Genomic DNA, 25928 nt, shown 5'->3' with positions numbered 1-25928 from the left:
CTCAGTCCGGGTAAAATATTTTTACATCTTAGAGTCTGCTGCAAAGTTTAAAGCCCTCGCGTTTGCGGGGGCTAAATTTATTTATTATATGGTGAAAAAATTATTTATTGTTCCATATATATCTTATTTTTAGATCATTGTAGTAACTATATGGGATCTTATGATCTTTTTGTAACCTGCCAACAACAATTCCTGGAGCAATACCTATTCTTTTCGAAAAGCTAATAACTTCTGCCTTAGATGGTTTGGTTTCAATCAATTGGGAATACTCACGTTTAGGAATTAAAAAATCTGCAGAAAAAGTATTTGCTTCTTCCTCTTTTTTTTGATTGTCTATTCCCTTCAGACCCTCTACAAAAGTCATTTTCTTTCCATGATATAAAATATGCCCAGCTTCGTGAAAAAATGTAAACCATAGGTGATCGTTGGTTTTGTGTCTAACGCTCAATAAGATCATCGGGGTATTATTATTTAACCATTTTGTAGCTCCGCTTGCCCTACAGCCATCTAGTTCTGGTAAGAAAATAACTGCAACACCACAATTCGAGCATATTTTGGTTAATTCCGGTATAAAAATTTCAGGATTTGTAGCAAGTGTCAGGCTTCTGATTTTCTCCAAACTTGATTTAAACTTCTCCTTATTAAAAGGAGAACAGTTTAACTCGCTAGCTATAATTTCTCCTTTACGAAGCCAAGCTGAAATTGCATAAGGGTTGGCTTTAAAAGCCGGAGACTTTCTAAAAGCTACATTTGTCTGCCATATATCATCCCAGGCTTTTATTGAAGCGACTTTAAAAAATCTTAGAAGTTCTTCTATCTGACCAACTTCTGTATCTTTCTTCTCAATCCAACCCATCTTTATCATTTGCTTCAATGGAAAATTTTTTAACCACTTAACAGATTCCTGTAGTTTCAATTTTTCTTGCTCTTTTTTCAATGTTTCACGGTAGTTGTTTTCAAGGTTCATCCAAAAGCCATAAGGAATCCCAAGAACCCTTTCTAACTGAAGAGCAGTTTCAGGAGTAATTGCAGTATTTCCTTTAATTATTCCGTTGATGGTCTTCAGTGGGCGTCCCATTCTTTTTGCTAACTCAGCTTGAGTGATGTTCATTGTTTCAATTGTTTCAAGTAAAGTTTCACCAGGAGCTATTAGGAAGTCCGGTTCGCATCTGTATGCTTGATTAGTCGTCATGGTAATTCACCACCTCAATAATAAGAATCGATGTAATTCTTGAAATATCAAATCCGCCATCAGCTTTTAAAGGGGTAGGATCGTTATTCGGCTCAAAAATTAACCGAAAGGGATGCTTAAGATCGGCCGCAAATTGATTATCTCTCCTCCCATTTAACTGGTGACAACGAGGTGCAGGAAGAGAACTAAAATCATGCAAATTTGAAGATGCTTTTAATTCCATTAGTCTTTGGCGTAATTTCTTTGCAATCTCCGGCCCATATTCCTTTACCATTGATTTTTCATCACTGCAACGTTTTTTCATTTTCTTGGTTTTGTAGTATATATCCATTTATATTATACCCCTTGTCCAAAAAACATACACGGTAAAGGTTAATAAAAATTTCCTTTTTAAAGCATACTATATCTCAGTTAAAGTGTCACTCATTTTTTAAGGTAAGCAAACTTTTCAATGAATCCGTCTTAGCACATCTAAAAAAATGGCCCTACCCCTAAATGGCATGTGCACTAGGACGGTTATGGTGGGATTAAACCCTAAACAACAAGAGGAGAGGGAGGACGTCAATGCTCACGTTGCTGGAGAAAAAGGAATTGCGGGACATGCTGCGAGCAGGAAGAACGACGGACGTCAGCCGTCAGCTGCCGAAGAAAGAGTTCTGGAGACTCAGGGAAGACCGCGGGCGGTTCCGATCGCTGAACGGACTGAGTCAGGAGGAATTCCAATCCGAATTATTTAAAACGCGAGAAATCAAATTGGTTTGGCAAAAAGACACATACGGGTCCTACTGGGTAGAAAAAAGTGGCTGACAGATGGAGATAGGCATTTTGATCGTGGCGGGAATTTTATTGATTATGTAGCTAATTTTTTGAGGAAAAATAGGAACAAATATTCCTGTTTTGAAATTTCGTGCCAAATTCGTGCCAAATGGCCAAATAAAGAAAAAGCCACAAGGATTCCAAAACGCTGAAACCCTTGTGGCTGTAGTGATTCATGTAGCGGCCCCGAGAGGACTCGAACCTCCGACGCACGGTTTAGGAAACCGACGCTCTATCCACTGAGCTACGGAGCCGTAACTTTATAATATCCGTTCTAGTCACCTTAAATATTATAGTGAATCTGCCGTTTTGTGTCAATACCCCTGCTTTTTAGCAAAACACATGGTTCTTCCCGCAATTCAATTGCCAAAACGCTAAAAGAAGCAAGTACATAAACTTTTCCGTAAAACGATTGCGGAGAAATCCAGGCGGAATCCAGGCGGACAATACTGTCACACATGAAACATGCTTTACATACGATATTGTAAAGATAGGTTCAATTGTGCGAGGCAACAGGCCAGGTTCTTCATTTTCCATGCGATAATCCGACCCCTTGTCATTTGCATCTGTCCCACTTAGCTTTGCCAGGTTATTAGGGAATTTTCCCTGCTGCCGGCAAAACGGATGGTTTCCATTTGTGCAAAAAAACAGGGCGGGAAAGTAACCGTTTCTCTTTAAAAAAGATATGTAGAAATTGAGCATGGTTGAAAAGGGGTGAAGCATTTGTTTAAACTGTTTCTTGATCCGGGGCATGGCGGAAAAGACCCAGGTGCTGTGGGAAACGGGATGGAGGAAAAAGACATCACTTTGGCGATTGCCAAACAGATTCACGACATTCTAACAAACCATTACCGAAATGTTTCAGTGAAAATGTCGCGGACGACGGACAAATTTGTGTCATTGAAAGAACGGACGGATGCCGCCAACAGCTGGGGCGCCACTTTTTTTCTTTCCATTCATATCAATTCAGGAAATGGAACGGGTTTTGAGAGCTATATTTATCCCGAAGCCGGCATCACGACAGAAACCTACCAGAAAACCATCCACCAGGAAGTGCTGAAGCTGAATGATTTAAAAGACAGGGGCAGAAAAACGGCCGATTTTCATGTGCTCAGGGAATCAATCATGCCTGCGCTCCTTACTGAAAACGGCTTTATTGACACGGCAAGTGATGCGAAAAAAATGAAGCAAAGCAGCTGGATTGAGGATGTGGCGCAGGGGCATGTCAACGGGCTGGCAAAAGCTTTCGGGCTCAAAAAGAAAAGCGGTGCAACGTATCACAAAGTCGTTAAGGGGGATACCGTATACGCTTTAAGCAAAGCATACGGCTCAACCATCAAAGAAATTAAAAAATGGAATAATCTGGATGATGATTATACCATCCGTGTGGGGGAAAGATTACGGGTAAAGTAGCCGTACAAGCGGCCTTTACCCGTTTTTTTCATCTGAAGCCCCATTCATCCTCCGCCGTAAAAGCCATATGGTGGTCACCGGATCACCGGTGCCTGAATCTGCAAATGGCCGGTTATTCTGTTCATAGGCTTTGCCGCTGGTCAAGTCCGGGGCTCGGGTTATTGGGAAGAGCGGCAACGGGTTTGTGCTTTTAATCGCCCTCCGCCATCCTGTCTGCCGCCATAAAACCCCAAACGCATTATCGGTGCCTGAATCTGCAAATGGCCAGTTATACCGCTCGTAGGCTTCACTGCTGATTGACACCTGGTCCCGTGCTTGCGGTGGAGCTGTTTCATCATAATTTTTCCTACACGCTATTATCCGATCTCCACTCTTAAAATTCCCTTAAATTTTTGCTCAAAAAAAAGACGGCACACAGGCCGACATAAAAAGAGGGGGTAAAACAGTGGGTATTTGTCCAGCATGCTTCCTGCTCTGCTGTCCTCGCTACATGATTGATTGTAAACCAGTGACCCTAAAAAACAATGAAAGCAACATCATCATTTCATGAAGTTTCGGTTAAAAAAGAGGAGAACCCCGTACGCCCGGATTAAACCGGTTTTAATTTTCGTAGCCGTTTACGATCAGATCAAGCTTCCCGGTTTCCGGGTCAATGACAAGCCCGTGGACCGGCACTTTTTTGTCCATCAGCGGGTGGTTTTTAATGATGCCGACACTCTTTTTCACGCTGCTTTCGACCTTTTCGAAACCGCTCAGCCATTCGTCGAGGTCAATCCCCGCATGAACGAGTGTTTCAATCGCATTTTCTTCAACTCCGCGTTTTTTCATATTTTCAAGGACGGTTTCGCCTTTTAATCCGGTCATGCCGCAGTCATAGTGGCCGATCACAAACACTTCATCCGCCTTCAGCTGATAGATGGCGACAAGCAGGCTCCGCATCGTGCTGTCGAACGGGCTCGTTAAAATGGCGCCTGCATTTTTTACGATTTTCGCGTCTCCGTTTTGAATATTCATTGCTTTATGTAACAATTCAATGATCCTCGTGTCCATACATGTGAAAATCACCATCCGTTTGTCGGGGAATTTGGAAGTCAGGTAAGGCTCATACGCTTTTTTCTCCACAAATTCCTGGTTAAATGCAAGTACTTCATCTAACAATGTCATCACATCTCACTCCTTTAAGCATATTTTAAAATACAATGGCAGGAAATAAAAGTATACACGTTAAAAATGGGAATAAATCCTTTGCATTTTTGTTTGCGAAAAAACAAGGGGCGTGTTACATTTAATTCAGAGTTATTTTATGGGAAATGGGGGATTTGATTGGGAAGGGAGTTTGACGCGCTGTTCGATGAATGGTCCCGCTCCTATGATCAAACTGTTACCGGACATGATGCCGAATACGAAGAAGTATTCTATCAATACGATAAAATTTTGGATGCCGTCAGAGACCGGGCAACTGGTTTTGTTGTTGAATTCGGCCTGGGAACAGGCAATTTGACGGGCAAGCTTTTGGAGAAAGGGCTGAAAATAATCGGGATAGAACCTTCTGCCAATATGAGAAAAATCGCTCAAAAAAAGCATCCGAATGTTAAAATAATAGACGGGGATTTTTTGAATTTTCACGTGCAGGAAAAGGCGGATACATTTGCCAGCACTTATGCGTTCCACCATTTGACAGACGAAGAAAAAAGGGCCGCCATTTCCCTTTTCCGCACACGGTTAAAGGTTGGCGGCAAAATCGTGTTCGCCGATACGGTTTTTGAGACGGAAAAGGCAAAACAGGAGATGATCAAGGAAGCCAAAGCAAGGGGATTCTGCCGGCTTGCGGAAGATCTTGAGACGGAGTACTACACGACCATTCCCGTTTTGTCTTCCATTTTTGAGGAAAATGGTTTTGATGTCTCGTTCAGGAAGATGAACCGGTTTGTGTGGCTGATGGATGCAAAAATGAAAGGAGCATGATCATCATGACAGAGATGAAAAAAATGAACGTAGAAAGCTTTAATTTGGACCATACAAAAGTCAAGGCGCCATATGTCCGCCTTGCAGGAGTAAAAGAAGGGATTCATGGCGATGTCATCCGCAAATACGATATCCGTTTCTGCCAGCCGAACAAGGAACATATGGATATGCCGGGGCTCCACTCGCTCGAGCATATGATGGCGGAATTCGCCCGCAATTACACGGATAAAATTGTCGACATCAGCCCAATGGGTTGCCAGACCGGTTTTTATTTTTCTGTTATCAATTTGGATGATGATAACGAGGTGCTTGACATCATTGAAAAAACGTTAAACGATGTATTGCATGCCACAGAAGTGCCGGCCTGCAATGAAACGCAGTGCGGCTGGGCAGCAAGCCATTCTTTGGAAGGCGCAAAGGAAATTGCCCGGAAAATGCTGGCAAAACGTGATGAGTGGACACAAGTATTTGCCTGATAACAGGAGACGAGCGAAATGAAGGTTGCGAAAAGCGTGCACGAACTGATCGGCAACACGCCATTGGTTGAATTAACCGCATTTGATCTCCCAAAAGGTGTCCGCCTGTTTGCAAAGCTGGAATACTTTAACCCGGGCGGCAGCGTGAAAGACCGGCTCGGGGCTTATCTAGTGGAGCGCGCGTTTCAGGAAGGCAAGCTGAAGTGTGGCGGGACGATCATAGAACCGACGGCAGGCAACACGGGCATCGGGCTTGCGCTTGCTGCGATCCGTTACGGCGTGCATGCTGTTTTTGTTGTGCCGGAAAAATTCAGCGTGGAGAAACAAACGCTGATGCGGGCGCTCGGGGCTGAAGTCGTGAACACGCCGACCGCGCTTGGCATGGAAGGCGCGATTGCGAAAGCAAAAAAACTAACCGCTGAAACACCAAATGCGTATTTCCCGGGACAGTTTGAAAACCCGTCCAATCCGGAAACGTATTATAAGACGCTTGGGCCTGAAATTTGGGAAGCACTTGATGGCCATATCGATGTTTTTGTCGCAGGCGCCGGTTCCGGGGGCACGTTTATGGGGACTGCCCGCTATTTAAAAGAGAAAAATCCGGACTTGAAGGCAGCCATCGTGGAACCAGAAGGCTCGATTTTAAACGGGGGCGAGCCGCGTAGCCACCGGACGGAAGGGATCGGCATGGAATTTTTGCCGCCTTTTATGGACCGTGCATTTTTTGATGCCATCCACACGATTCCCGACGATACAGCTTTTAAACGGCTTGCGGAAGCAGCCCGGCTTGAAGGCCTTTTGATCGGCAGTTCCTCAGGTGCTGCTTTGGAGGCGAGCCTGCGCGAAGCAAAGCAGGCAAAACCGGGCACGCATATTGTCACCATTTTTCCGGACAGCAGCGAACGGTATCTCAGCTGCAGCATTTATTCTTGATGAGAAGGAGTTTGTGTCATGCGTAAAAAAACAAAATTCATTCATGCAGGCATCAGCCGTGATCCATATACAGGCGCAGTTTCGGTGCCCGTCCATCATGCGAGCACATTCAAGCAGGATGGCGTCGGCCATTTTAAATACGAATACGCACGCACCGGCAATCCGACGCGTGAAGCTTTGGAAAAACTGATTGCGGATATCGAAGAAGGCACACACGGTTTTGCATTCGCTTCCGGGATGGCCGCGATTACAGCGGTGATCCAGCTGTTTTCGGCCGGCGACCACATTTTGGCAACCGATGATGTATACGGCGGTACTTTTCGCGTTTTAACAAAAGTGATGAACCGTTTCCATATCGACGTCACTTTTGTAGACACGAGCGATCTGGATGCGGTCCGTGCCTCGATCCGCCCGAATACAAAAGCCATTTACGTGGAAACGCCGACGAACCCGCTATTGAAAATAACAGACTTGCGGGCCATTGCCGGTATAGCCCGTGAAAACGAATTGACATTTATCGTAGACAACACATTCAGCACCCCGTATTGGCAAAATCCGCTCACTTTAGGTGCGGATATCGTCGTGCACAGCGCAACGAAGTATCTCGGCGGGCACAGCGATGTGGTCGCGGGCCTTGTTGCCGTGCGGAACGAAACGCTTGCAGAAGACTTGCATTTTATCCAAAACTCAACTGGCGGCATTCTCGGACCGCAGGACAGCTGGCTGTTGATCCGCGGCATTAAAACACTTGGCATACGCATGGAAGAAATTGAATCCAACACAAAGCAAATTGTTGATTTTCTTGCCGCACACCCTGCCGTTGAAAAGGTATATTACCCGGGGCTTATCCATCATCCCGGGCATAAAGTGCACAGTTCCCAGGCCGGCGGATTCGGCGGCATGGCCTCTTTTACAGTGGCATCCCAGGAAAAAGCCCTTGAAATATTGAAAAAAACGCGTTACTTTACGTTGGCGGAAAGCCTCGGTGCGGTGGAAAGCCTGATCTCGCTCCCGCCGCTTATGACGCATGCATCCATTCCGCGTGAACGCCGTCTCGAACTTGGCATCGAAGACGGGCTTATCCGCATCTCAGTCGGCATTGAAGACGTCGAAGATTTGTTGGAAGATCTGGAAAACGCGCTAAGGTAAAAAGTCAGCCTGCTCTCATGGGGGAGCAGGCTTTTTGTAACGGTATCAATGGCGGAATATTGCCGCTCTGTTTCCTGCCGCCTGGTCTGGAATGTTCACCATACTTTTGCCTGCTGTAAAACATCACCATCGTGCGAATCCGCAGCGGCAGCTCCACAGTTTAAAAAAATTTTCCTCTTTTACGAAACTTAAACCATTTTTAAACGTAATGATTAGTAAGCAATTATGTCCGGCATCATCTGAAAGAAAATCCCAATCAAGGAAGGGGTGGAATGTTTATGGAAGTGTTCGGTGTGCCGATAGAGACGGCGTATTTGGCTGTGCTGATTGTCGCGGGATGCCTGACGGTGCTTTACCTGTTGTTCAATGACTTGCTCGGCGGAATTGCAGACGCCATCCATTTTATCCATCCAGCCCTGATTTTGGCATTTTTTACTTTTTTCTCGGCAGGCGGGTATATTTTGGAAAAGGTGACACCGCTTTCCCACCTGCTGATCATGGCCATTTCTGCCGTGATCGCGGTGATTCTTGATATCCTGCTCAATGTGTTTGTGCTTGTCCCGCTGTCTTCGGCTGAGGAATCGCTTGCTTATACGGAAGAATCCCTGAAAGGAAGGGTCGGGAAAACGATTCTTTCGATTCCGAAAGCCGGTTTTGGTGAAGTGGTGATTGACAGCAAAACAGGAACTATCTCCAAGCCGGCAGCCAGCATACAGGATGAGGAAATTAAAGAAGGGACGCAGGTGTTGGTGATTGAAGTGAAAAATGGCGTGTTATATGTTGTGCCCTATGAGAATTATCGTTTGAAAATTGAAAATTTTAGACAATTATAAGGAGGGAGCCGCATGTTTGCAAGCGGAATTTGGATTGTTATCGGGGTTGTTGTGTTTTTGGTGATTGCCCTTATCGGCGTTTTTATTACAAAATATCGTACAGCAGGGCCGGATGAAGCATTGATTGTAACAGGGAGTTTTCTTGGCGGTAGAAATGTCCATGTCGACGAAGCCGGAAATAAAATTAAAATTATTCGTGGCGGCGGTACATTTGTGTTTCCGGTATTCCAGCAGGCAAAACCGCTCAGCTTATTATCGAGCAAGCTGGAAGTGACCACCCCGGAAGTCTACACCGAACAAGGCGTCCCGGTAATGGCAGACGGAATTGCCATTATTAAAATCGGCGGGTCGATCGGCGAAATTGCGACAGCGGCCGAACAATTTCTCGGGAAATCAAAAGAGGATCGCGAAAATGAAGCGCGGGAAGTGCTGGAAGGCCATTTGCGCTCGATTCTCGGTTCGATGACGGTTGAAGAAATTTATAAAAACCGTGATAAGTTTTCACAGGAAGTCCAGCGCGTTGCCTCACAGGATCTGGCAAAAATGGGGCTTATCATCGTGTCGTTTACGATTAAAGAAGTGAAGGATAAAAACGGCTACCTTGATGCGCTCGGGAAACCGCGAATTGCACAGGTCAAACGCGATGCGGATATTGCCACGGCAGAAGCCGAAAAAGAAACGAGAATCCGGAAAGCGGAAGCATTAAAAGAAGCAAAACGTGCAGAACTGGAACGGGCAACGGAAATTGCGGAAGCCGAGAAGTTCAACCAGTTGAAAATTGCCGAGTTCCGCCGCGAACAGGATATCGCAAGGGCAAAAGCCGACCAGGCATACGATTTGGAAACGGCCCGGTCGAAACAGGACGTCACCGCACAGGAAATGGAAATCAAGATCATCGAGCGGCAAAAACAAATCGAGCTCGAAGAAAAAGAAATTTTGCGGCGTGAACGACAATACGACTCCGAAGTCAAGAAAAAAGCGGATGCAGACCGTTATTCGGTTGAGCAGGCCGCCGTTGCAGAAAAAACGAAACAAATGGCAGAAGCCGACGCCCACAAATACCGGGTGGAAGCGATGGCGAAAGCGGAAGGGGAACGCGTCCGCATTGATGGTACGGCTAAAGCCGATGCCCAGCGCGCCCAAGGGGAATCGGAAGCCGAAGTCATCCGTCTCAAAGGGCTGGCCGAAGCGGAAACAAAACGAAAAATTGCGGAAGCATACGAACAGTTCGGCCAGGCGGCTGTGCTCGATATGATTTTGAAAGTGCTGCCTGAATATGCGAAACAAGTAGCGGCCCCGCTTTCCAATATTGACCAAATCACCGTTGTCGATACCGGAAGCGGCGCAAACGGCGGTGCAAATAAGATCACCGGCTATGCAACCGATTTGATGTCAACCTTACAGGAAACTTTGAAAGCGTCAAGCGGCATTGATGTCCGGGAAATGCTGGAAGGCCTTTCCGGGATCAAACTGCAACAAACAGCTGAACCGGAACCGGCAGCTTTGGAACAAAGCACAAAAGGGTGAAAAAACGGCGTGTTTCTGCCAAATTAAAAGGCAAAAGCACGCCGTTTCTTTAGAAAAACAAATGTGTCCGGTTATTTTCCGGCCCCCGCAGTCATTTTATGGATGAACTGGAGGGAGCGGCCTGCGCCGACTACGACGGATTGCAGCGGGTTTGGCGCGAGATGGACAGGCACGGAAATTTCATTGCTCAGCCATTCCTGCATGCCTTGAAGGAGGGCGCCTCCCCCTGTTAAAACAATCCCGCGGTCCACAATATCGCCGCTTAACTCTGCCGGGCAGTCTTCCAGTGTAGCCCGGACCGTTTCCAAAATTTGGAGCAGGGAATCGCGGAGCGAAGCCTGAATTTCCAACGAACTTAAGGTGATGGTTCGCGGCAGCCCTGTCACGAGATCGCGCCCGCGGACATCCAGCGTTTGTTCCGGATGGTCGACAAGGGCATGCCCGATTTCCATTTTAATTTTTTCCGCTGTCCGCTCGCCGATCAGCAGATTATACGTTTTTCTGACATGCTGCATAATATCATCGTCCATTTTATCGCCGCCGATGCGGATCGTGTTATACGTCACGACGCCGCCGAAGGAAATAATGGCGACTTCCGTAGTGCCGCCGCCGATATCGACAATCACGTTGGCGATCGGCTCGTCCACGGGAAGATCGGCACCAATAGCGGCAGCAACCGGTTCTTCAATCAAATGGACGGTTTTTGCCCCACTGTTTTTGACGACATCTTCAATGGCCCGCCGTTCAACCGATGTTGCGCCTGATGGGACGCATACTACGACGTTCGGTTTGCGGATCGAGATGCCGCTTTGCTGATTGATTTTTTTCATAATTTGTTTCAGCATTTCTGTTGTCATATCGAAATCAGCGATTACCCCGCCTTTTAAAGGGCGGATGACAGTAATTTTTTCAGGTGTTTTTCCGATCATCGCTTTGGCTTCCTGCCCGAAAGCGAGCACCTGCCTTGTCGAATGGTCAATCGCCACAACGGACGGCTCGTCTAAAATAACGCCTTCTTTTTTCGAATATACTAAAACATTTGCAGTTCCTAGATCGATCCCAATTTCATTCCCTGAAAACATGCATGTCACCTAACCTTCATCGTCTTTTCGCTCGGATTAACAGTAGTCTCTCCCATTTAGTATAGCTTTTTTTGTTCGTTCTGAAAGGTTACATTTTCTTCCATTCTCTTATGTTACAAAAATATGATCGCGGCAAGTCCATAAAATATGCGAAAAACAGCTTCAGCCGGCACCCCAAATTTAATCTTTTTGTAATTTTATTCACAATGGAGGACAGGAAAAAATTCCTTTTTGTTTCAAAAGGAATTTTTTCTAAACAAGAATCACAGCGGCATTTTTGACAAATAGCACGCCAATTCTTCACTTTGTTGTTTCCGCAGCACCCGCTGTTCGGCGCGCTGGATGGCCGTTTGGTTTAACCATCGTTCCTCATCGGTTTCCGGGATGATTTCCGGCACCGGTGTAGGTTTTCCATCCTCATCCAGTGCGACAAAGGTCAAAAAAGAAATGGCGGCAATTTTTGTCTCTTCTGTTTTCAAATCTTCCGCACTGACCTTTACAAATACTTCCATCGATGTCCGCCCTGTCCGGCTGACCATGGCTTCTACTGTAACGACGTTTCCGACGCGGATCGGTGCGATAAAATCAACGGAGTCGGTCGAAGCCGTGACAACGGTGCATCTTGCCAATTTGGCCGCGGCGATCGATGCAGTATCATCAATATACGCCATCAGTTTTCCTCCGAACAGTGTGCCAAGATGGTTTGTGTCCGGCGGAAAAACATAACTGGTCTTTACTGTGCGGGTTTCCCGCATGTATTTCTTCGGTCTGTCTTCCAAATGACTCACTCCAATATGTCGGCGCCGTCAAACGCGATTCAAATTTCCTTTTACCATATAAAAATTATAGCAAAATCAGTCGGCATATACGAACGAAAAAAGGCTTTCATCCGGAATTTTTTCAAAAGAAAAATCAGGCCCGGCACCTCAACCTGATTTTTGCATGCTCATTTCTTTTTTTTCTCGTCTTCCACATAAGGATCTTTTTCGTTTCGGGGCAGATCCCCGAACGGCGTCATCGTACGGGTTTCATCCAATTCTTCTTCGTATTCTTTGTATTCCTCATTTGGATAGATTTCCACGTTTTTCCCGTTGATGTCATTGCCGGAAAAGTTTTCGAAATCTTCCACATAGCCGTCATGGTCATCCGATTCCGTATACATATCATTGTAACTGTCCGGCGGGGTTTCAAAATCGGAAGGGGACTCGGATGTGCCCCATTTTGCGACAGCCTGCCAGGCGTCTTCCGCGTCAAAAGCGACCGATTCATCTTTGCCTCCATCAAAAACGAATTTTCCCCACGGTGGATTCAGCACGTCTTCTTCAACCGGGCGGTGTCTTGGAATGGTCCGGTCCGGGGTGTGCTCTTTGCAGTACAGCGTGGACGGAAGGGTTTCAAGCCGCTCAAGCGGGATCTCTTTGCCGCATTCTTTGCATCTTCCGTAAGTGCCGTCCTCAATGGCTTTGAGGGCCGCTTTGATTTTTTCGACTTCATATTCAGCATGGTCATTTAAGGCAATATCTTTTTCCCGCTCAAACAGTTCAGTACCGGTATCGGCGGGATGATTATCGTAACTGGACAGTTCCCCGACAGAATCGTAAGGAGATGCCGTTCCCGTTTGGAAATGGCCGTTTTCCCCAAATTCCTCTTCAAATTCTTTCAGCTGCGCGGTTAAAATGGAACGGAAATGCGCCAGTTGTTCTTTTGTCAGCATATTCACCACTTCTTTCTTTAAAAAAGATGGGTTCAATCGTTTTAGAGTCTATTTACCACCGGGAAAAAGCCCGCAAACTTTTCTAAAACTAGTATGGATCAAAACACTGCTGTTCATGAAAAAAGTCTGCCCGTTTAAACAGACAGACTTTTTTAGCCTATTGTGCATCGATCATGCCGTTTTCAAGCAGACAGGCGTTTCTTTTCATACTGTCGGAACATCAGCACATACATCCCCGCGCTCATTACCGCAAGCACGGCCAGGATGGAAAACGTCCATTTATAGCCGATCCAACCGGCAAGCGGGATGGAAACAGGGGCAATCGTGCGCCCGATTGTATTGCGCAAGCTTGCGGCGGCAAAATATTGCGCGCGCATTTCAGGCGGGGAAAGCTTCGAAACAAAGTCCTGCTGGATTCCGGTCACAATCAGTTCGCCAAGCGAGAACAAAAGAATCGAGAAAATAAAGCCGATGCTTGAAATCCAGACGCCGAACAAATAAATCGAAACGGCATACAGGAGGGAGGAGAGGACAAACACATTCCGCTCCCGGTACCTCGTCACCCATTTCGTCGCCGCTACTGAAAAAAGCGCGACAATCAGCCCGTTTTCGGATAAAATAAAACCGTACAGCTGCTCGCCGGTAAAGTGGAGCAGATGGAGCAAATCTGCTTCAGGAATGGCCTGCTTCGTAAATACCGGCAAAATTAAATCAAGCTGCATATATGTTTGGGAAATCAGGATTCCGGCAAAAATAAACAACATAAATATTTTATCTTTGACAATCACCTGGTAGCTCTTGGCCTGTTCCATCAGCGTACTGTACCATTTTTTATGGACGCGCTGCTGCCCGCCTGCCCAAAGCGGTGCTGTTTCGCGCGTATATTTGACGAGCAGTGCGCCAAGCAGAAAACAGGAAAGAGCGGCAAAAACAAGCAGTTCAAAACGGTAATCCGCAAAAAATATCCCGCCGATTGCCGGGCCGATGACGACGGAAATGTTCATAGATGTATAAAAAACGGCAAACACATGGCTCCGGTTTTTCTCATCCACAACATCGGCAATCATTGCCTGGCTTGCCGGATAATAAAAAGAACCGAAAACGCCGGCAGCCGTAAAGCAAATAAAAGCTGTCACGGCGGAATGGAACCATGGCGAATTGGCAAATCCGAAAATGAAAAAAGACACGCCCTGCCCGATTGAGGCCACGACCATCATTTTCTTTCTGCCAAAGCGGTCGGCGTAGTATCCTCCGAGCAAATTGGCAATGACGGAAAAAACTTGTGAGGCAATCAGCAGGACACCCGCAAGCCCGGCCCCAAACGCCTCGGTGAAATAAATGGTCAGAAAGGGGAAAAACATCCAAAAGGTGATATTCATCAAGGATTCCCCAAGCAGGCGGACTTTTAAATTTTGATCCCAGTCACGTATTCTCATAAAAATTTCCTCATCTGTCCAGAATTGGTATCAACCCTATGATACCAGAAAAAGCGGGGAAAACAATGAAGAAAGTTACAGGACCGGGCAAGGCATTGAAAGGGGGATTGCCAGATGTACCGGATAAAACGAATTTATGAAGAGCCCGGCGGGGACGGCAAACGTGTGCTGGTCGACCGCCTCTGGCCGCGCGGCATATCAAAAGAAAAAGCGGCACTCGATGCCTGGATGAAGACAGTTGCGCCGACGGGTTCCCTCAGGAAAAAATTTAACCATAATCCGGCTTTTTTTGCTGAATTTGCCGCGCTTTATAAGGAAGAGCTGGACCGGCTGGAAGACAGAACGGAACTGGACCGGCTGATCGAATGGGGAAAGGCTGGAACGGTTACATTGCTCTACGCGGCAAAAGACGAAAAGCACAACCAGGCGGTGGTGTTAAAAGAATATCTCGAAGAACGGTCATAATCGAAAGGCGCCGCATACGCTGCGGCGCCTGTTATTACGGGTTGTGCATGCGGTTTTTAAACGCTTCGTGCGGAAATGTTTGCTCGTCGTCATAGTTGCTGTCTTTATGCTGCTTTTCGCCGGCCATCTGGTCTTTCGGAAAACGGCCCGGGTGGCCTTTTCTTTTGTGGCCAAACATTTCTCCGCGTCCCATCCTTGTTCCCCCTTCCTGCCTATAGCGTCCCTTAAACAGAAGGAAATATATGCCCGCATGCGGTATAATGGTAAAAAAGCGAAAGGGGTGCCGACCTTTGGATTTGATGAGAATGACAGAGGAGAAAATCCGGAGAGCGTATGAAGAAGGGCAATTTGAAAATCTGCCGGGATACGGAAAGCCGCTCCCGAAAGACCCGCTTTCCGGCGTGCCGGAAGATTTGCGGATGGCTTACCGAATTTTGCAGAACGCCGGTTTTTCCCCGGAAGAAGCCAATTTAAAGAAAGAACTGCTTTCCATTGAAGATTTAATCAAGCAGTCCGAAAATGAAATGGAAAAAGAAGGATTGCAAAAGAAACTGAGCGAGAAGCTGCTGGCGTACAACCAAATGCTTTCCAAAAAACGGATCAAAACACACAGCGCCATGTTTAAAAATTACCAGGATAAAATTGAAAAAAGGCTGTTTGATTAAGGGACGCCGCGAACAGAACCGGAAGTGGGGCCGGTTTCTGCGCAAGAAGCGGGAAGCCCGTTTAAAAAGCAGGTTTGGTGGCGTTCTGGAGCGTTACAGTGCGCCGTTAATTTGTAATTGCTTACTAAATCCAGGGGAACGGAAACCGGCTGCCCCTTTCACCGGGCGTTTAAAAACCGCATCATATTTTCCCGCTTTTTTACTACAAATTGCCGCCATCCATCCGATATAATGAAAGAAGACATTATGATATTCAGGTGAAAAAAATGGATAAATCATCAATTATCGGCGTAATTCTGGGTGTTGCGGCAATTGGTACCGGGATGGTGTTAAAAGGGGTAAGCCCGGCTGTCCTCGTTAACCCGGCTGCCCTTTTAATTATACTGGCTGGAACGGCTGCGACCGTCATTATCGGTTTCCCAATGAGTGAATTGAAAAAAATTCCCAAACTGTTGAAGATTATATTTACGGAACAACAACTGATGAGCACGGAAGAAATGATCCGCTTTTTTTCCGACTGGGCCCAGACTGCCCGGAGAGAAGGGCTGCTGGCACTTGAAGCAAGGCTGGACGAGGTCGATGACGCTTTTTTGAAAAACGGCCTGAGCCTTGCGATTGACGGGCAGAGTGCCGAATATATCCGCGATGTGCTGAGCGAAGAGATCGAGGCAATGGAAGAAAGGCATCAGATGGGGGCTGCCATTTTTTCCCAGGCGGGCACATATGCCCCGACACTCGGGGTGCTCGGTGCCGTATTGGGGCTGATCGCCGCTCTCGGAAATATGTCGGATACAGAAGTGCTCGGGCATGCCATTTCTGCCGCATTCGTGGCCACATTGCTCGGGATTTTTACCGGCTACGTATTGTGGCATCCGTTTGCCAATAAATTAAAACGGAAGTCCAAAAACGAAGCAAAAAACAAGGAAATTATGCTGGAAGGGATTCTCTCCATCCTGGCAGGCGAATCCCCGCGCGTGATCGAACAGAAACTGGCGTCTTATTTGCCGAATGAAGAACGGATCAAACTGATGGAAGAGATTACAGAAGGCAGCGTGGCAACAAATGAGTAAAAAGCGGAAGAAAAGACAAGAAGAAGAGGGAAACAGCGAGGCATGGCTCCTGCCTTATTCCGACCTTTTAACATTGCTCCTTGCCCTGTTTATCGTCCTGTTCGCAATGAGTTCCATCGACGCCCAGAAATTCCAAAAATTTTCTAAAGTCTTAAACGGCGTGTTTGTCGGCGGGACGAGCTTTTTCGATTATACGAAGCAGACATCCGGGGATGATAACGGCACATCCGACACAGAAAAATTTCTCGAGCAAAAGAAAAATGATGCACAAAAAAACGGGGACAGCACAACGAATGGTTCAAAAAGCAACAGCACAACAGATACATCAAATGGGCAAGGGGATGCCCAATTAAAAGAAACCCAGCAAAGAATCAACACGTACATAGCGCACAATAAATTGGAAGGAAAGTTTAAAACGTCTTTGACAGGCGAAGGGCTTTTGATTACGATCCGCGACAATGTCCTGTTTGATTCGGGAAAAGCGGAGGTCCGGAAAGAAGATATCAAAACTGCCAAAGCCCTTTCCAATTTGCTCGTGATGGACCCGCCAAGAAGCATTATCGTCAGCGGCCATACGGACAATGTGCCGATCCATAACTCTGTTTTCCAATCAAACTGGGACTTAAGCGTGATGCGCGCAACCAATTTTCTAAAGATCATTTTAGAAAATAAAAATTTAAATCCAAAATATTTTTCGGCAAAAGGATATGGGGAATACCATCCGATTGCATCGAATGATACGCAAGGCGGCCGGGCAAAAAACCGGCGGGTGGAAGTGCTCATTCTCCCGAAAAATGAGAAAGGAAACGGCCGGTAAAACCGGGAAAAAAGCGTCCCGGATCCGCATTTTCCAATCGTTCGATGATTCCGTGAAGCAGACTATTTGTTTGAAACCGCACAAACGAGGTAAAATATAAACGTCCCAAAGATTAGAAAAGGAGATGGTTCGATTGGCTAAAAAGATCGCTGTACTTGTCACCAATGAAGTGGAAGATTCTGAGTACACCGAACCGGTGAAAGCATATAAGGAAGCCGGCCATGAAATTGTCAATATTGAAATGGAAGCCGGAAAAATGGTAAAAGGGAAACACGGCACCGAAATCCATATCGACAAAGGCATCGATGATGTCAGCGTGGATGATTTTGATGCCCTCCTGATTCCGGGCGGCTTTTCTCCGGACCAGCTCCGCGCCGACGATCGCTTTGTCCAATTTGTAAAACAATTTATGGATTCGAAAAAACCGGTGTTTGCAATTTGCCACGGCCCGCAGCTTTTGATTACGGCAAAAGCATTGGAAGGCCGGGCTGCCACAGGTTACAAATCGATCCGTGTTGACATGGAATATGCCGGCGCGAACTTCCGCGACGAAGAAGTTGTCGTATGCCAGAACCAGCTCGTCACAAGCCGTACGCCGGATGACATCCCTGCATTTAACAGGGAATCGCTGAAAATCCTGAACGGATGAGCTTTTAAGTGAAAAAAACTGCTGCCTCTTTCCGGGCAGCAGTTTTTTTACTTTGCGCACAATGCAAATTAGGGATATGATAAATGGAGCGGGGAAACAGAAAATGAACCTTTACATAGAATAATGTTGCCATAACGAAAGGAAGTCGGACGATGATTACACTGAAATCACAAAGAGAAATTGACATGATGAAAAAAGCAGGCAAACTGCTTGCCGATACGCATAAGCAAATCGCAAAAATGATCAAGCCAGGGATTACAACATGGGAAATTGAGGAATTTGTCGACCAATATTTAAGAGAGCACGGGGCAACCCCTGAACAAAAAGGGTACCAGGGCTACCAGTATGCGACATGCGCAAGCATCAATGATGAAATTTGCCACGGGTTTCCACGGAAAACGCCGTTAAAAGAAGGGGATATCGTCACGATTGATATGGTTGTCAACCTGAACGGCGCGCTGGCTGATTCCGCCTGGAGTTATCCGGTCGGAAAAGTTAGTGGAGAGACGAAAAAACTGCTTGAGGTTACAAAAGAGGCGCTTTATAAAGGAATTGAACAGGCCAAACCGGGCAACCGGATCGGCGACATCGGCCATGCGATTCAAACTTATGTGGAAGCACAGGGATTCTCGGTTGTCCGTAATTTTATCGGCCATGGCATCGGCCCGACGATCCATGAAAAACCGGAAGTGCCGCACTACGGGCTGCCGCATAAAGGGCCGCGCATTAAAGAAGGCATGGTGTTCACGATCGAGCCGATGGTCAATATCGGCAGCTACGAAACGAAGATGGACGACAACGGCTGGACTGCCCGGACAAGGGACGGATCCCTTTCCGCCCAATATGAACATACCATTGCAGTTACAAAAGACGGCATTGTGATCATTACGGATCAGGAAGATTAATGCTGCACTGAACCCGGATCCGGCTGGAGTGCTGCACAGCGCCGGAAACCTAAAAAAGCTGGGAGGAATAAAGGCTCCCAGCTTTTTTACATTCCGAAACCGGCCGGCATTAATCTTTTTTCAGGCTGCCGAGCTCTTCCACGATGGCTTGCATTTCATTCGGGCTGAATGTATTTTTTTTCATCACCATTTCGTACAAATCAAACAAATCATCATAATGGTCAATGCTAAACTGGGACGACTGCAGTGCCGCCGTATTGACCATTTTTAATTTCGCTGTGATTGCTTGCACCATATAAGCCATATTTTGCGCTGTTTTTTCTGAAAGATCCAACATTTTCACCCTTTTCGTGTTTTTCATGTTTTTATTATACCGCATGGCGTGCCATCCGGAAACGTTTCATACGGAACAGAGAGGGAAATATAATGGTAAACCGGACGGACAGAGGGTGATGAAAATTGGATAAAATTGCACTCCAGGCAGAAAAAAAACGTTCAACCATTGCGGCTTTGTTAGAGAACTCAAAACGGAACGATATTACCGGGATGGCTGCACAGTTATCCTACTTTTTTCTTTTATCTCTATTTCCGCTATTGATTTTTTTGTTTACCTTGCTTCCTTATTTGCCGATTAAACCGGATGATGTGTTGAATATGGTCAGGCATTTTGCGCCAAGCCAGTCGTTTAAGCTAATCGAAACCACCTTGAAAGAAGTGCTGACCAACCGGCACGGCGGCCTGCTTTCTTTTGGGATGATCGCGACTTTGTGGTCCGCTTCCAACGGGATGAACGCGGTCATTAAAGCATTAAACCGGGCTTATAAAGTAGAGGAATCACGCCCGCCTGTCATGCAGCGGCTCATGTCGGTGATACTGACGCTCGGGATGATCATCGTGTTTATAGCTGTTATTTTAATTCCTGTTTTCGGTGAGCAACTCATCCATTATGTGTTTTCTTACTTCGGGCTGCCGAATGATTTGAAAAATATGATCAATATTTTAAGATGGATGCTCACGCCGGTCCTGCTGTTCATTGTGTTTGCCTTGTTGTACTTTTTTGCGCCGAATGAAAAATTCGGCTGCCTGACGGTTGTCCCCGGAGCCATTTTTGCAACAGTCGGCTGGATTGTGGCGTCACTCGCTTTATCGTTTTATGTCAGCCATTTCGGGAATTATAATGCCACATACGGAAGCCTCGGCGGGATGATCATCATGATGCTTTGGTTTTATATTAGCGGCATCATCCTCATTTTTGGCGGTGAACTGAATGCAGTTTTAAATGATAAGCACAAAAATTGCTAATTTGGATAACTGCTTTTAAGCGCATATTAAAAAAACGGCAAGTTGCCGTGCCATCTTAATGAAGAAACGAAGCATTCTGAGTGAAGAAGGGCGTTCCAAATTCCGCCTGTTTTACGAGTGAAGACAGGCGGACAAATAGGGAAAGCAGTCTAAATTTCGCGCGCTCTTAACGGAGAGATCTCCCGGGTTAAGATCGCGGCCGGTTTTTCCGGTAAATCTTATCCCCGGCAACCCAGGCAGCCGATTTTGGCGGACAAAAGGCAAAGTTACCGGGTCTTCAAAACGTGCACGGCAGCACGCAGCCGTTAGGAGTGCCGGGGGACGGGGGCGGTCGTTTTTTTGAAACGGAAAATCAAAACGGACAAAACAAACAATATCATGCAAATCAGCAGGAAAAATACAGCCCCATTTGTATATTTAATGATCACGCCACAAAGATACGGGCCGGCCATGCTGCCAAAGCTGTACAGAATGCCGCACATGATGTTGCCGGCGGGAAGGAGCGGCCGCGGCAGCAGATCGGACAGGTAACTGATCCCGAGAGAAAACGTCGAGCCGACGGCCATACCGGCAACGAAAAAGCAAGCAAACAGCGCGATGACGTTTGATTTGCTAAAAGCAGCCCCCGCAAAACAGGCGCAGCCGATCAAAAGGACCGCAATCAACACTTTTCGCCTTCCGAGCCGGTCGCTTAACATGCCGAGCGGAAGCTGAAAAACGATGCTTCCGATCGAGAAGGCAGGGATAATCATGGAAACAGCATCGACATTTATTCCGTTTCTTAATGCATAAACCGGGAAACTGCTGTTTAAAGACGATTCCATGAATCCGTAACCGAGCGGCGGGAGCAATGCAACCCACGCCAGTTTCCAGACCTTACCAAAGCGCTGAAATGTGGCCAGAAAAGAAACATTTTCCAAATCTGCTTCCGGGTGCTCATTTTTTAAAAGAAAAACGGCCAGCCAGAAACAAAGGCTGATGATGGAGCAGGCAATAAAGGGAAGGCGCTCATCCACATTTACAAGCCTTGTCATATACGGCCCGACGGCAAATCCAAGGCTGAAAAAAAGCCCGTATAACGCAATGTTCCGCCCGAGCTGCCCTTTCCGGGAGAAAGACGTGATCCATGTCTGCGCCGAAAAATTCAGCATATGGTCTCCAATGCCGATGAAAAGGCGCAAAACAAACCAAAACCATAACGATTTCCAGGCCGGAAATAAAAGCAGTGAGGCAAATACGGTCAGCCCGCCTGTTAAAATAAGCGGCTTATATCCGAATTTCCGCAGCGGCGCTTCCATGAGCGGGGATGCAAATAAAACGCCGATATACAGGCCGGTTGCATTCAGCCCGTTCAATGATGCATCAATTCCATCTTTTTCAAAAATAATGGAAATCAGCGGCAAAAGCATGCCCTGTGTAAATCCGGAAACAGAAGTCATCAATACCAAAATCCAAAAACGCATATTTTCATAACGATTCATTGCTCTCACCCGGCTTGTTCTCGTTGTGCATTCGCTCTCTATAGCATAATCAGATCAGAAAAATTTGGCAAGCCAACCGTTTTTTTTGTAAAATTTTATAGAAAGCAGATAAGGAGGATGGCCATGAATAAAATGTTTGCCATTATGGTGATGATCGGGGTTCCCGTCTCGGTTGCAGGAGCACTTTTGCACTGGCCGAACGTTTTGATGTTTGCCGTTTACTGCCTGACCATCATTGCGCTGGCCAGTTTTATGGGCCGGGCAACCGAAAGTCTCGCGATTATAGCGGGTCCGCGGATCGGCGGCTTGTTAAATGCCACATTCGGAAATGCGGTGGAATTGATTATTTCATTGTTTTCCCTTGCGGCCGGGCTGCACCAGGTCGTGCTTGCTTCTTTGACAGGCTCTGTGCTCGGGAACTTGCTGCTTGTTGCTGGCATGTCGTTTTTTTGGGGGGGCCTCAAATACAAGCGCCAGAAATTTAACGTGTATGATGCGCGGCATAACTCAGGCCTTTTGATTTTCGCGATTTTTGTCGCATTTGTGATTCCTGAAATTTTTTCCATGAATATGTCAGAAGGGAAGACGGTCAGCCTCAGCATTGGCATTTCCATTATTTTAATCCTGCTTTACTTGTTTGCCCTGTTTTTTAAACTGGTGACACACCGCGGGATCTATCAGGACAGGGAAGCACGGGCCCAGCAGAAAGAAGAACATGAAGCGCCGGAATGGTCAAAGGGGAAATCGATCTTTGTGCTTGCCTTTGCGACGCTTGCAGTGGCCTATATTTCGGAAAATCTCGTACATACTTTTGAGTCCGTTGCAAAAAGTTTCGGATGGAGCGAAATGTTTATCGGGATTATCATCGTTGCCATTGTCGGAAATGCCGCTGAACATGCTTCGGCCATTTTAATGGCGGTAAAAAATAAAATGGATATTGCGGTTGAAATTGCATTCGGCTCCACGCTCCAGGTGTCCATGTTTGTCGTCCCCGTCCTGGTGCTCGCATCTTTGTTTTTTGAAAAAGCCATGCCGCTTGTCTTTTCCATACCGGAGCTGGTCTCGATGATCGCTTCGGTCATGCTTACGATCATTTTAGCAAATGACGGGGAAACAAACTGGTTTGAAGGTGCCACCATGCTGGCAGCCTACATTATCATGGGGATCGGTTTTTACTTGCTGTAATTCCGGAATCGGTATCCATCATAGCCGGAAAAAATGCGTGCGATCCATTAACGGGATATAGGAAAATCGGGTTGCAGTAACGCCGGAAGCTTATGTCCATTATAAATGGAAGCAATATGTGTGATACTTTGACAAATACTGGTGAAGCTCATGCATCGAGATAAAAGGAACACGGGGTATCTGCAATAACGCCGGAAACTTGCGGCCCGTTATAAACGGGAGTCCAGCGGTGAACCGGAGTTTTTTCAGTAACGCCGGAAGATATTGCCGTGTGAAGCGCAAAATACGCTGGCACATCGCGGCGGAGTGCCGTGATGCATGTGGTATAAAGGAGCCGGGTTTTATTTGCATGGAACGGATATTTTAATCCGGGCAGGAAAAAATAACGGTACGTTCGTAACCTCTTGTGAAAGGAGACAACATCAATGAAATGGATGCGGACGATCCTGATTTTCCTGCTTGCCGTACTTTTTGCTGTGCCGGCAGGGGAAGCAAAGCCGGCAGATAAACAGGTGCAAATTCCACAGTCGGTCCTAAACATTACAAAAGAAAATACGTATCCGAACTCGTCGCAGGATCTGCCTTACTTGCAGCCGAGCAAGTTTACCGAAACTTTGCTGAAAACATCTAATGTCAGAATTGAAAACCCGAATCTCGTGCGGATGTTGAATGAAACAAGCGTGAACCGTTCGTTTTTATCGCTCGGCTTGCGCGCGAAAATTTATCTGGGCGAATGGCCGCTGAATTATGAATCCAGCGAAACGTCGCCAAACTGGCAATACCAAAAAATCAATACGAACTACTTTGATAACCGCGGCGGCGATGCCAATTATAAAATGCACTATGTCCAGGAAGCGCAAAAGATCGTGCGCGGCGGCCTGACTGCCAGGATTCCGCAAGCGGACGATGTAAAGAAAATGATGCTGTTAAAAGCAATGGAAAACTCGAAGCTGCCGCTTTCCTTTGACACGATTATCGGAGCCGGCACGAAAAAAGGCCATGAATACAATGTCCCGGCAAAACGGCTCGGCTATTTGTATGCTTATGCCCCGGCCGTGAACGAAAAAGGAAAAGTGACATACGGCGAAGTGTACCTTGTCCTTAAAGGGACGAAACGGGAAATTTTGGTGAAAAACGTCACTTCCCACGGCATTGGCGCCTGGATTCCGATTCAGGACTATGTTTCGTTCGGCTTTTCCGTGAGCGAACAGCCGAAATAAGGAAGTTTATTGGGCAGGTTCGCCGGCTTCTGAGGAGGCCTGTCTCACGCTAATAAAGAAAAAGCTGTCTGAACGGCAGCTTTTTTCTGTGCCGAAAATGGGGTATACTATAATAAGAAAGAAGTACGTGAGGAGGATTTTTTTGGGGAAAGCGGTATATGACAAGGACCAGCAACTTACTTATTTAATGGAACGGCTGAATATCTTTTTGGAGGTTCTGGATTCGATTGATCCGGAAGCGGCAGGCCTTGAAGATATTGACCGGCTTATTCAAATGATCGATGAAATCGAAATGAAAATGGACCAATTCAAAAAGCGCAAACCGGCCCCTTCTTTGTAAAGGCCGGTTTTTTATCTGGCATCGGGGGACGACTGCTGTTTTGGAACGATATTGCCCTGTTTTCCTGCACGAACAGATACTGCCAGCATTTCCGGCTGCAGAAATGAGAAAGATAAGGAAAACAACAAAAAGGAGTTTGGTTATGAGAAAAGTTTTTGCAACACTTTTTGCAGTCTTCCTGTTTTTTTCAATATGCCCGCAGCGAGATGCTTTTGCCCTTTCCAACGCCCCGATCAACTGGGGATTTAACAAAGGCAAAAACGGGCAGCAGGCGGATGCCGGCGCCGCTTATAACGCTCTTTTGCAAAAATACGGCGGCATTTACAAGGGCAATCCGAATGACAAGTATGTGTATTTGACGTTTGACAATGGATACGAGAATGGGTATACCCCGAAAATACTCGATGTTCTGAAGAAAGAAAAAGTCCCTGCCATCTTTTTCGTCACCGGCCACTATTTAAAATCACAGCCGGATCTTGTGAAACGGATGGTGAAAGAAGGCCATATCATTGGCAACCACTCATGGAGCCATCCGGACATGACACAGATTTCCGATGCACAAGTACGTGAAGAGTTGGAAAAAGTGAAAGCAGAAACCGCCCGCCTTACCGGCCAGAAAGAAATGAAATATTTGCGCCCGGCCCGCGGCATCCTGAGCGAACGGACGCTGAAACTGGGCAATGAAGAAGGCTACACCCATGTCCTTTGGTCACTGGCTTACCTCGACTGGGATGTGAACCGCCAGCGCGGCACACAATTTGCCTATGACAGCATCATGTCACAAATCCACCCTGGGGCCATTATTTTGCTCCATACTGTGTCAAAAGACAATGCCAACGCATTGGAACGCGTGATCAAAGACTTGAAAAAACAAGGCTACAAATTCAAAAGCATGGATGAGTTTATGAAAACCGAAAAATTGAAAAAGTAACCAAAGAGGGCTGCCTGAAAAGTGGGCAGCTCTGTTTTTCTTGCCGGAACAGGCTGGTTTCTTGCCAGAAGGAAAAGGGCTTGCCGGGTTGGGTTGAACGAATTGGAAACAATTGTGCCGGCTGATCTTCATTCTTCTGCTGGCCGCGTTCACTGCAGCATGGGCGTCTATTCTGAAATATGCGCCGGTTGATTTTTATTTTTCCGCTGGTGCTGCTTTCACAGCGGCATGGGCGTCTAATTAGACAAATGCTCGCGCGGGTCTGTTGCAATTGTCTAATTGGCAGCTTTATTAGACAAATAGCCGGGCGGATCACCTGCGTTTGTCCAATTGGAAACGCTAATTAAACAAATGAGCATGCA

Annotated in this window: 29 protein-coding genes and 1 tRNA gene; 19 read left to right on the top strand and 11 right to left on the bottom strand. The window is 46.6% G+C overall.

The features are described from left to right. Positions 1–100 precede the first annotated feature (100 nt). Positions 101–1192, bottom strand: coding sequence for a HigA family addiction module antitoxin (locus NST20_RS12940; RefSeq protein WP_342399583.1), 1092 nt, complete (start codon positions 1190–1192; stop codon positions 101–103). Further along, positions 1182–1523: a type II toxin-antitoxin system RelE/ParE family toxin gene (locus tag NST20_RS12935; protein WP_328229292.1), complete on the bottom strand. Its 342-nt coding sequence runs from the start codon at positions 1521–1523 to the stop codon at positions 1182–1184. Before NST20_RS12935 ends, NST20_RS12940 begins: the two co-directional genes overlap by 11 nt. 233 nt (positions 1524–1756) lie before the next feature. Here NST20_RS12935 and NST20_RS12930 point away from each other — a divergent pair, with 233 nt between their 5' ends. Further along, on the top strand, positions 1757–1999 hold the full coding sequence (locus NST20_RS12930; RefSeq protein WP_328229293.1) for a hypothetical protein: 243 nt from the start codon (positions 1757–1759) through the stop codon (positions 1997–1999). A gap of 190 nt (positions 2000–2189) precedes the next feature. On the opposite strand, the gene NST20_RS12925 is transcribed toward NST20_RS12930, so the two are convergent. Beyond that, positions 2190–2262, bottom strand: a tRNA-Arg gene (locus NST20_RS12925). 469 nt (positions 2263–2731) lie between these two features. On the opposite strand from NST20_RS12925, the gene NST20_RS12920 reads away from it, so the two are divergent. Continuing rightward, a complete protein-coding gene (locus NST20_RS12920) occupies positions 2732–3421 on the top strand; it encodes an N-acetylmuramoyl-L-alanine amidase (RefSeq protein ID WP_328005021.1) in 690 nt (229 codons plus the stop codon). A 600-nt stretch (positions 3422–4021) separates the two neighbouring features. Here the strand turns inward: NST20_RS12920 and NST20_RS12915 are convergent. Beyond that, positions 4022–4585 carry a carbonic anhydrase gene (locus NST20_RS12915; protein WP_013860378.1) on the bottom strand — a complete coding sequence of 188 codons (564 nt, stop codon included), beginning with the start codon at positions 4583–4585 and terminating at the stop codon, positions 4022–4024. Positions 4586–4744: 159 nt separating this feature from the next. Between NST20_RS12915 and NST20_RS12910 the strand changes: the two genes are divergently transcribed. The 6 genes from NST20_RS12910 (at position 4745) to NST20_RS12885 (ending at position 10304) form a co-directional block, all read left to right on the top strand. Further along, positions 4745–5386: a class I SAM-dependent methyltransferase gene (locus tag NST20_RS12910; protein ID WP_342399582.1), complete on the top strand. Its 642-nt coding sequence runs from the start codon at positions 4745–4747 to the stop codon at positions 5384–5386. 5 nt (positions 5387–5391) lie between these two features. Continuing rightward, the gene (locus NST20_RS12905; RefSeq protein WP_265114819.1) at positions 5392–5862 is read left to right on the top strand and encodes an S-ribosylhomocysteine lyase; all 471 of its coding nucleotides are present in this window, start codon (positions 5392–5394) and stop codon (positions 5860–5862) included. An 18-nt stretch (positions 5863–5880) separates the two neighbouring features. Beyond that, entirely contained in the window at positions 5881–6795 is a 915-nt protein-coding gene (locus tag NST20_RS12900) for a cysteine synthase family protein (RefSeq protein ID WP_342399581.1), read from the top strand. A gap of 18 nt (positions 6796–6813) precedes the next feature. Continuing rightward, complete coding sequence (locus NST20_RS12895; protein WP_276210534.1) at positions 6814–7944, top strand: bifunctional cystathionine gamma-lyase/homocysteine desulfhydrase; 1131 nt, start codon at positions 6814–6816, stop codon at positions 7942–7944. Between the two features lie 272 nt (positions 7945–8216). Beyond that, entirely contained in the window at positions 8217–8777 is a 561-nt protein-coding gene (locus NST20_RS12890) for an NfeD family protein (RefSeq protein ID WP_041819420.1), read from the top strand. Positions 8778–8789: 12 nt separating this feature from the next. Then, positions 8790–10304 carry a flotillin family protein gene (locus tag NST20_RS12885; RefSeq protein ID WP_342399580.1) on the top strand — a complete coding sequence of 505 codons (1515 nt, stop codon included), beginning with the start codon at positions 8790–8792 and terminating at the stop codon, positions 10302–10304. 71 nt (positions 10305–10375) lie between these two features. On the opposite strand, the gene mreBH is transcribed toward NST20_RS12885, so the two are convergent. From mreBH to NST20_RS12865, 4 genes are all read right to left on the bottom strand, one after another. Next, positions 10376–11386 carry a rod-share determining protein MreBH gene (gene mreBH, locus NST20_RS12880; protein ID WP_013860371.1) on the bottom strand — a complete coding sequence of 337 codons (1011 nt, stop codon included), beginning with the start codon at positions 11384–11386 and terminating at the stop codon, positions 10376–10378. A 263-nt stretch (positions 11387–11649) separates the two neighbouring features. Then, the gene (locus tag NST20_RS12875; RefSeq protein ID WP_342399579.1) at positions 11650–12165 is read right to left on the bottom strand and encodes an acyl-CoA thioesterase; all 516 of its coding nucleotides are present in this window, start codon (positions 12163–12165) and stop codon (positions 11650–11652) included. Between the two features lie 167 nt (positions 12166–12332). Beyond that, positions 12333–13100, bottom strand: coding sequence for a TraR/DksA C4-type zinc finger protein (locus tag NST20_RS12870; RefSeq protein WP_340702924.1), 768 nt, complete (start codon positions 13098–13100; stop codon positions 12333–12335). A 182-nt stretch (positions 13101–13282) separates the two neighbouring features. Next, on the bottom strand, positions 13283–14536 hold the full coding sequence (locus tag NST20_RS12865) for an MFS transporter (protein WP_342399578.1): 1254 nt from the start codon (positions 14534–14536) through the stop codon (positions 13283–13285). Between the two features lie 114 nt (positions 14537–14650). Here NST20_RS12865 and NST20_RS12860 point away from each other — a divergent pair, with 114 nt between their 5' ends. Further along, on the top strand, positions 14651–15001 hold the full coding sequence (locus tag NST20_RS12860; protein WP_017551467.1) for a DUF488 family protein: 351 nt from the start codon (positions 14651–14653) through the stop codon (positions 14999–15001). A gap of 34 nt (positions 15002–15035) precedes the next feature. On the opposite strand, the gene NST20_RS12855 is transcribed toward NST20_RS12860, so the two are convergent. Further along, positions 15036–15194: a hypothetical protein gene (locus NST20_RS12855; RefSeq protein WP_013860365.1), complete on the bottom strand. Its 159-nt coding sequence runs from the start codon at positions 15192–15194 to the stop codon at positions 15036–15038. A 97-nt stretch (positions 15195–15291) separates the two neighbouring features. Here NST20_RS12855 and NST20_RS12850 point away from each other — a divergent pair, with 97 nt between their 5' ends. The 5 genes from NST20_RS12850 (at position 15292) to map (ending at position 19107) form a co-directional block, all read left to right on the top strand. Further along, the gene (locus tag NST20_RS12850) at positions 15292–15666 is read left to right on the top strand and encodes a DUF1992 domain-containing protein (RefSeq protein WP_342399577.1); all 375 of its coding nucleotides are present in this window, start codon (positions 15292–15294) and stop codon (positions 15664–15666) included. Positions 15667–15932: 266 nt separating this feature from the next. After that, a complete protein-coding gene (motA, locus tag NST20_RS12845) occupies positions 15933–16736 on the top strand; it encodes a flagellar motor stator protein MotA (protein WP_013860362.1) in 804 nt (267 codons plus the stop codon). After that, the gene (gene motB, locus NST20_RS12840) at positions 16729–17553 is read left to right on the top strand and encodes a flagellar motor protein MotB (protein WP_013860361.1); all 825 of its coding nucleotides are present in this window, start codon (positions 16729–16731) and stop codon (positions 17551–17553) included. Before motA ends, motB begins: the two co-directional genes overlap by 8 nt. A gap of 133 nt (positions 17554–17686) precedes the next feature. Beyond that, positions 17687–18202 (top strand): type 1 glutamine amidotransferase domain-containing protein, encoded by a 516-nt coding sequence (locus tag NST20_RS12835; protein WP_342399576.1) that lies wholly within the window; start codon positions 17687–17689, stop codon positions 18200–18202. A gap of 152 nt (positions 18203–18354) precedes the next feature. Further along, a complete protein-coding gene (map, locus tag NST20_RS12830) occupies positions 18355–19107 on the top strand; it encodes a type I methionyl aminopeptidase (RefSeq protein ID WP_328196504.1) in 753 nt (250 codons plus the stop codon). A 109-nt stretch (positions 19108–19216) separates the two neighbouring features. On the opposite strand, the gene NST20_RS12825 is transcribed toward map, so the two are convergent. After that, positions 19217–19441 (bottom strand): DUF1128 domain-containing protein, encoded by a 225-nt coding sequence (locus tag NST20_RS12825; RefSeq protein ID WP_026104843.1) that lies wholly within the window; start codon positions 19439–19441, stop codon positions 19217–19219. 125 nt (positions 19442–19566) lie between these two features. On the opposite strand from NST20_RS12825, the gene NST20_RS12820 reads away from it, so the two are divergent. Beyond that, a complete protein-coding gene (locus NST20_RS12820) occupies positions 19567–20409 on the top strand; it encodes a YihY/virulence factor BrkB family protein (protein ID WP_342399575.1) in 843 nt (280 codons plus the stop codon). Between the two features lie 305 nt (positions 20410–20714). Here the strand turns inward: NST20_RS12820 and NST20_RS12815 are convergent, their stop codons facing one another. Beyond that, positions 20715–21899, bottom strand: coding sequence for an MFS transporter (locus tag NST20_RS12815; protein WP_342399574.1), 1185 nt, complete (start codon positions 21897–21899; stop codon positions 20715–20717). A gap of 114 nt (positions 21900–22013) precedes the next feature. Between NST20_RS12815 and cax the strand changes: the two genes are divergently transcribed. The 4 genes from cax to pdaA all read left to right on the top strand — a co-directional run bounded on the left by cax (position 22014) and on the right by pdaA (position 25566). Further along, positions 22014–23075 carry a calcium/proton exchanger gene (gene cax / locus NST20_RS12810; RefSeq protein WP_342399573.1) on the top strand — a complete coding sequence of 354 codons (1062 nt, stop codon included), beginning with the start codon at positions 22014–22016 and terminating at the stop codon, positions 23073–23075. Positions 23076–23500: 425 nt separating this feature from the next. Further along, positions 23501–24295, top strand: a complete 795-nt coding sequence (locus tag NST20_RS12805; protein ID WP_017551475.1) for a YfkD famly protein — start codon at positions 23501–23503, stop codon at positions 24293–24295. A 142-nt stretch (positions 24296–24437) separates the two neighbouring features. After that, on the top strand, positions 24438–24635 hold the full coding sequence (locus NST20_RS12800) for an SE1561 family protein (RefSeq protein WP_017554110.1): 198 nt from the start codon (positions 24438–24440) through the stop codon (positions 24633–24635). A gap of 142 nt (positions 24636–24777) precedes the next feature. Further along, positions 24778–25566 carry a delta-lactam-biosynthetic de-N-acetylase gene (gene pdaA, locus NST20_RS12795; RefSeq protein ID WP_013860352.1) on the top strand — a complete coding sequence of 263 codons (789 nt, stop codon included), beginning with the start codon at positions 24778–24780 and terminating at the stop codon, positions 25564–25566. The last annotated feature ends 362 nt before the right edge of the window (positions 25567–25928 follow it).

The organism is Weizmannia sp. FSL W8-0676, assembly GCF_038593015.1.
GTDB classification, from domain to species: domain Bacteria; phylum Bacillota; class Bacilli; order Bacillales; family Bacillaceae_C; genus Weizmannia; species Weizmannia coagulans.
Note: the sequence above shows the minus strand (reverse complement) of the source record. Positions and strands in the feature narration are given on the sequence as shown.

Bases quoted from the DNA above. Each gene is read 5' to 3' on its own strand.
- NST20_RS12940 (WP_342399583.1), bottom strand. From the start codon at position 1,192: ATGACGACTAATCAAGCATACAGATGCGAACCGGACTTCCTAATAGCT.
- NST20_RS12935 (WP_328229292.1), bottom strand. From the start codon at position 1,523: ATGGATATATACTACAAAACCAAGAAAATGAAAAAACGTTGCAGTGAT.
- NST20_RS12930 (WP_328229293.1), top strand. From the start codon at position 1,757: ATGCTCACGTTGCTGGAGAAAAAGGAATTGCGGGACATGCTGCGAGCA.
- NST20_RS12915 (WP_013860378.1), bottom strand. From the start codon at position 4,585: ATGACATTGTTAGATGAAGTACTTGCATTTAACCAGGAATTTGTGGAG.
- NST20_RS12905 (WP_265114819.1), top strand. From the start codon at position 5,392: ATGACAGAGATGAAAAAAATGAACGTAGAAAGCTTTAATTTGGACCAT.
- NST20_RS12900 (WP_342399581.1), top strand. From the start codon at position 5,881: ATGAAGGTTGCGAAAAGCGTGCACGAACTGATCGGCAACACGCCATTG.
- NST20_RS12895 (WP_276210534.1), top strand. From the start codon at position 6,814: ATGCGTAAAAAAACAAAATTCATTCATGCAGGCATCAGCCGTGATCCA.
- NST20_RS12890 (WP_041819420.1), top strand. From the start codon at position 8,217: ATGTTTATGGAAGTGTTCGGTGTGCCGATAGAGACGGCGTATTTGGCT.
- NST20_RS12885 (WP_342399580.1), top strand. From the start codon at position 8,790: ATGTTTGCAAGCGGAATTTGGATTGTTATCGGGGTTGTTGTGTTTTTG.
- mreBH (WP_013860371.1), bottom strand. From the start codon at position 11,386: ATGTTTTCAGGGAATGAAATTGGGATCGATCTAGGAACTGCAAATGTT.
- NST20_RS12870 (WP_340702924.1), bottom strand. From the start codon at position 13,100: ATGCTGACAAAAGAACAACTGGCGCATTTCCGTTCCATTTTAACCGCG.
- NST20_RS12865 (WP_342399578.1), bottom strand. From the start codon at position 14,536: ATGAGAATACGTGACTGGGATCAAAATTTAAAAGTCCGCCTGCTTGGG.
- NST20_RS12860 (WP_017551467.1), top strand. From the start codon at position 14,651: ATGTACCGGATAAAACGAATTTATGAAGAGCCCGGCGGGGACGGCAAA.
- NST20_RS12855 (WP_013860365.1), bottom strand. From the start codon at position 15,194: ATGGGACGCGGAGAAATGTTTGGCCACAAAAGAAAAGGCCACCCGGGC.
- motA (WP_013860362.1), top strand. From the start codon at position 15,933: ATGGATAAATCATCAATTATCGGCGTAATTCTGGGTGTTGCGGCAATT.
- motB (WP_013860361.1), top strand. From the start codon at position 16,729: ATGAGTAAAAAGCGGAAGAAAAGACAAGAAGAAGAGGGAAACAGCGAG.
- map (WP_328196504.1), top strand. From the start codon at position 18,355: ATGATTACACTGAAATCACAAAGAGAAATTGACATGATGAAAAAAGCA.
- cax (WP_342399573.1), top strand. From the start codon at position 22,014: ATGAATAAAATGTTTGCCATTATGGTGATGATCGGGGTTCCCGTCTCG.
- NST20_RS12805 (WP_017551475.1), top strand. From the start codon at position 23,501: ATGAAATGGATGCGGACGATCCTGATTTTCCTGCTTGCCGTACTTTTT.
- pdaA (WP_013860352.1), top strand. From the start codon at position 24,778: ATGAGAAAAGTTTTTGCAACACTTTTTGCAGTCTTCCTGTTTTTTTCA.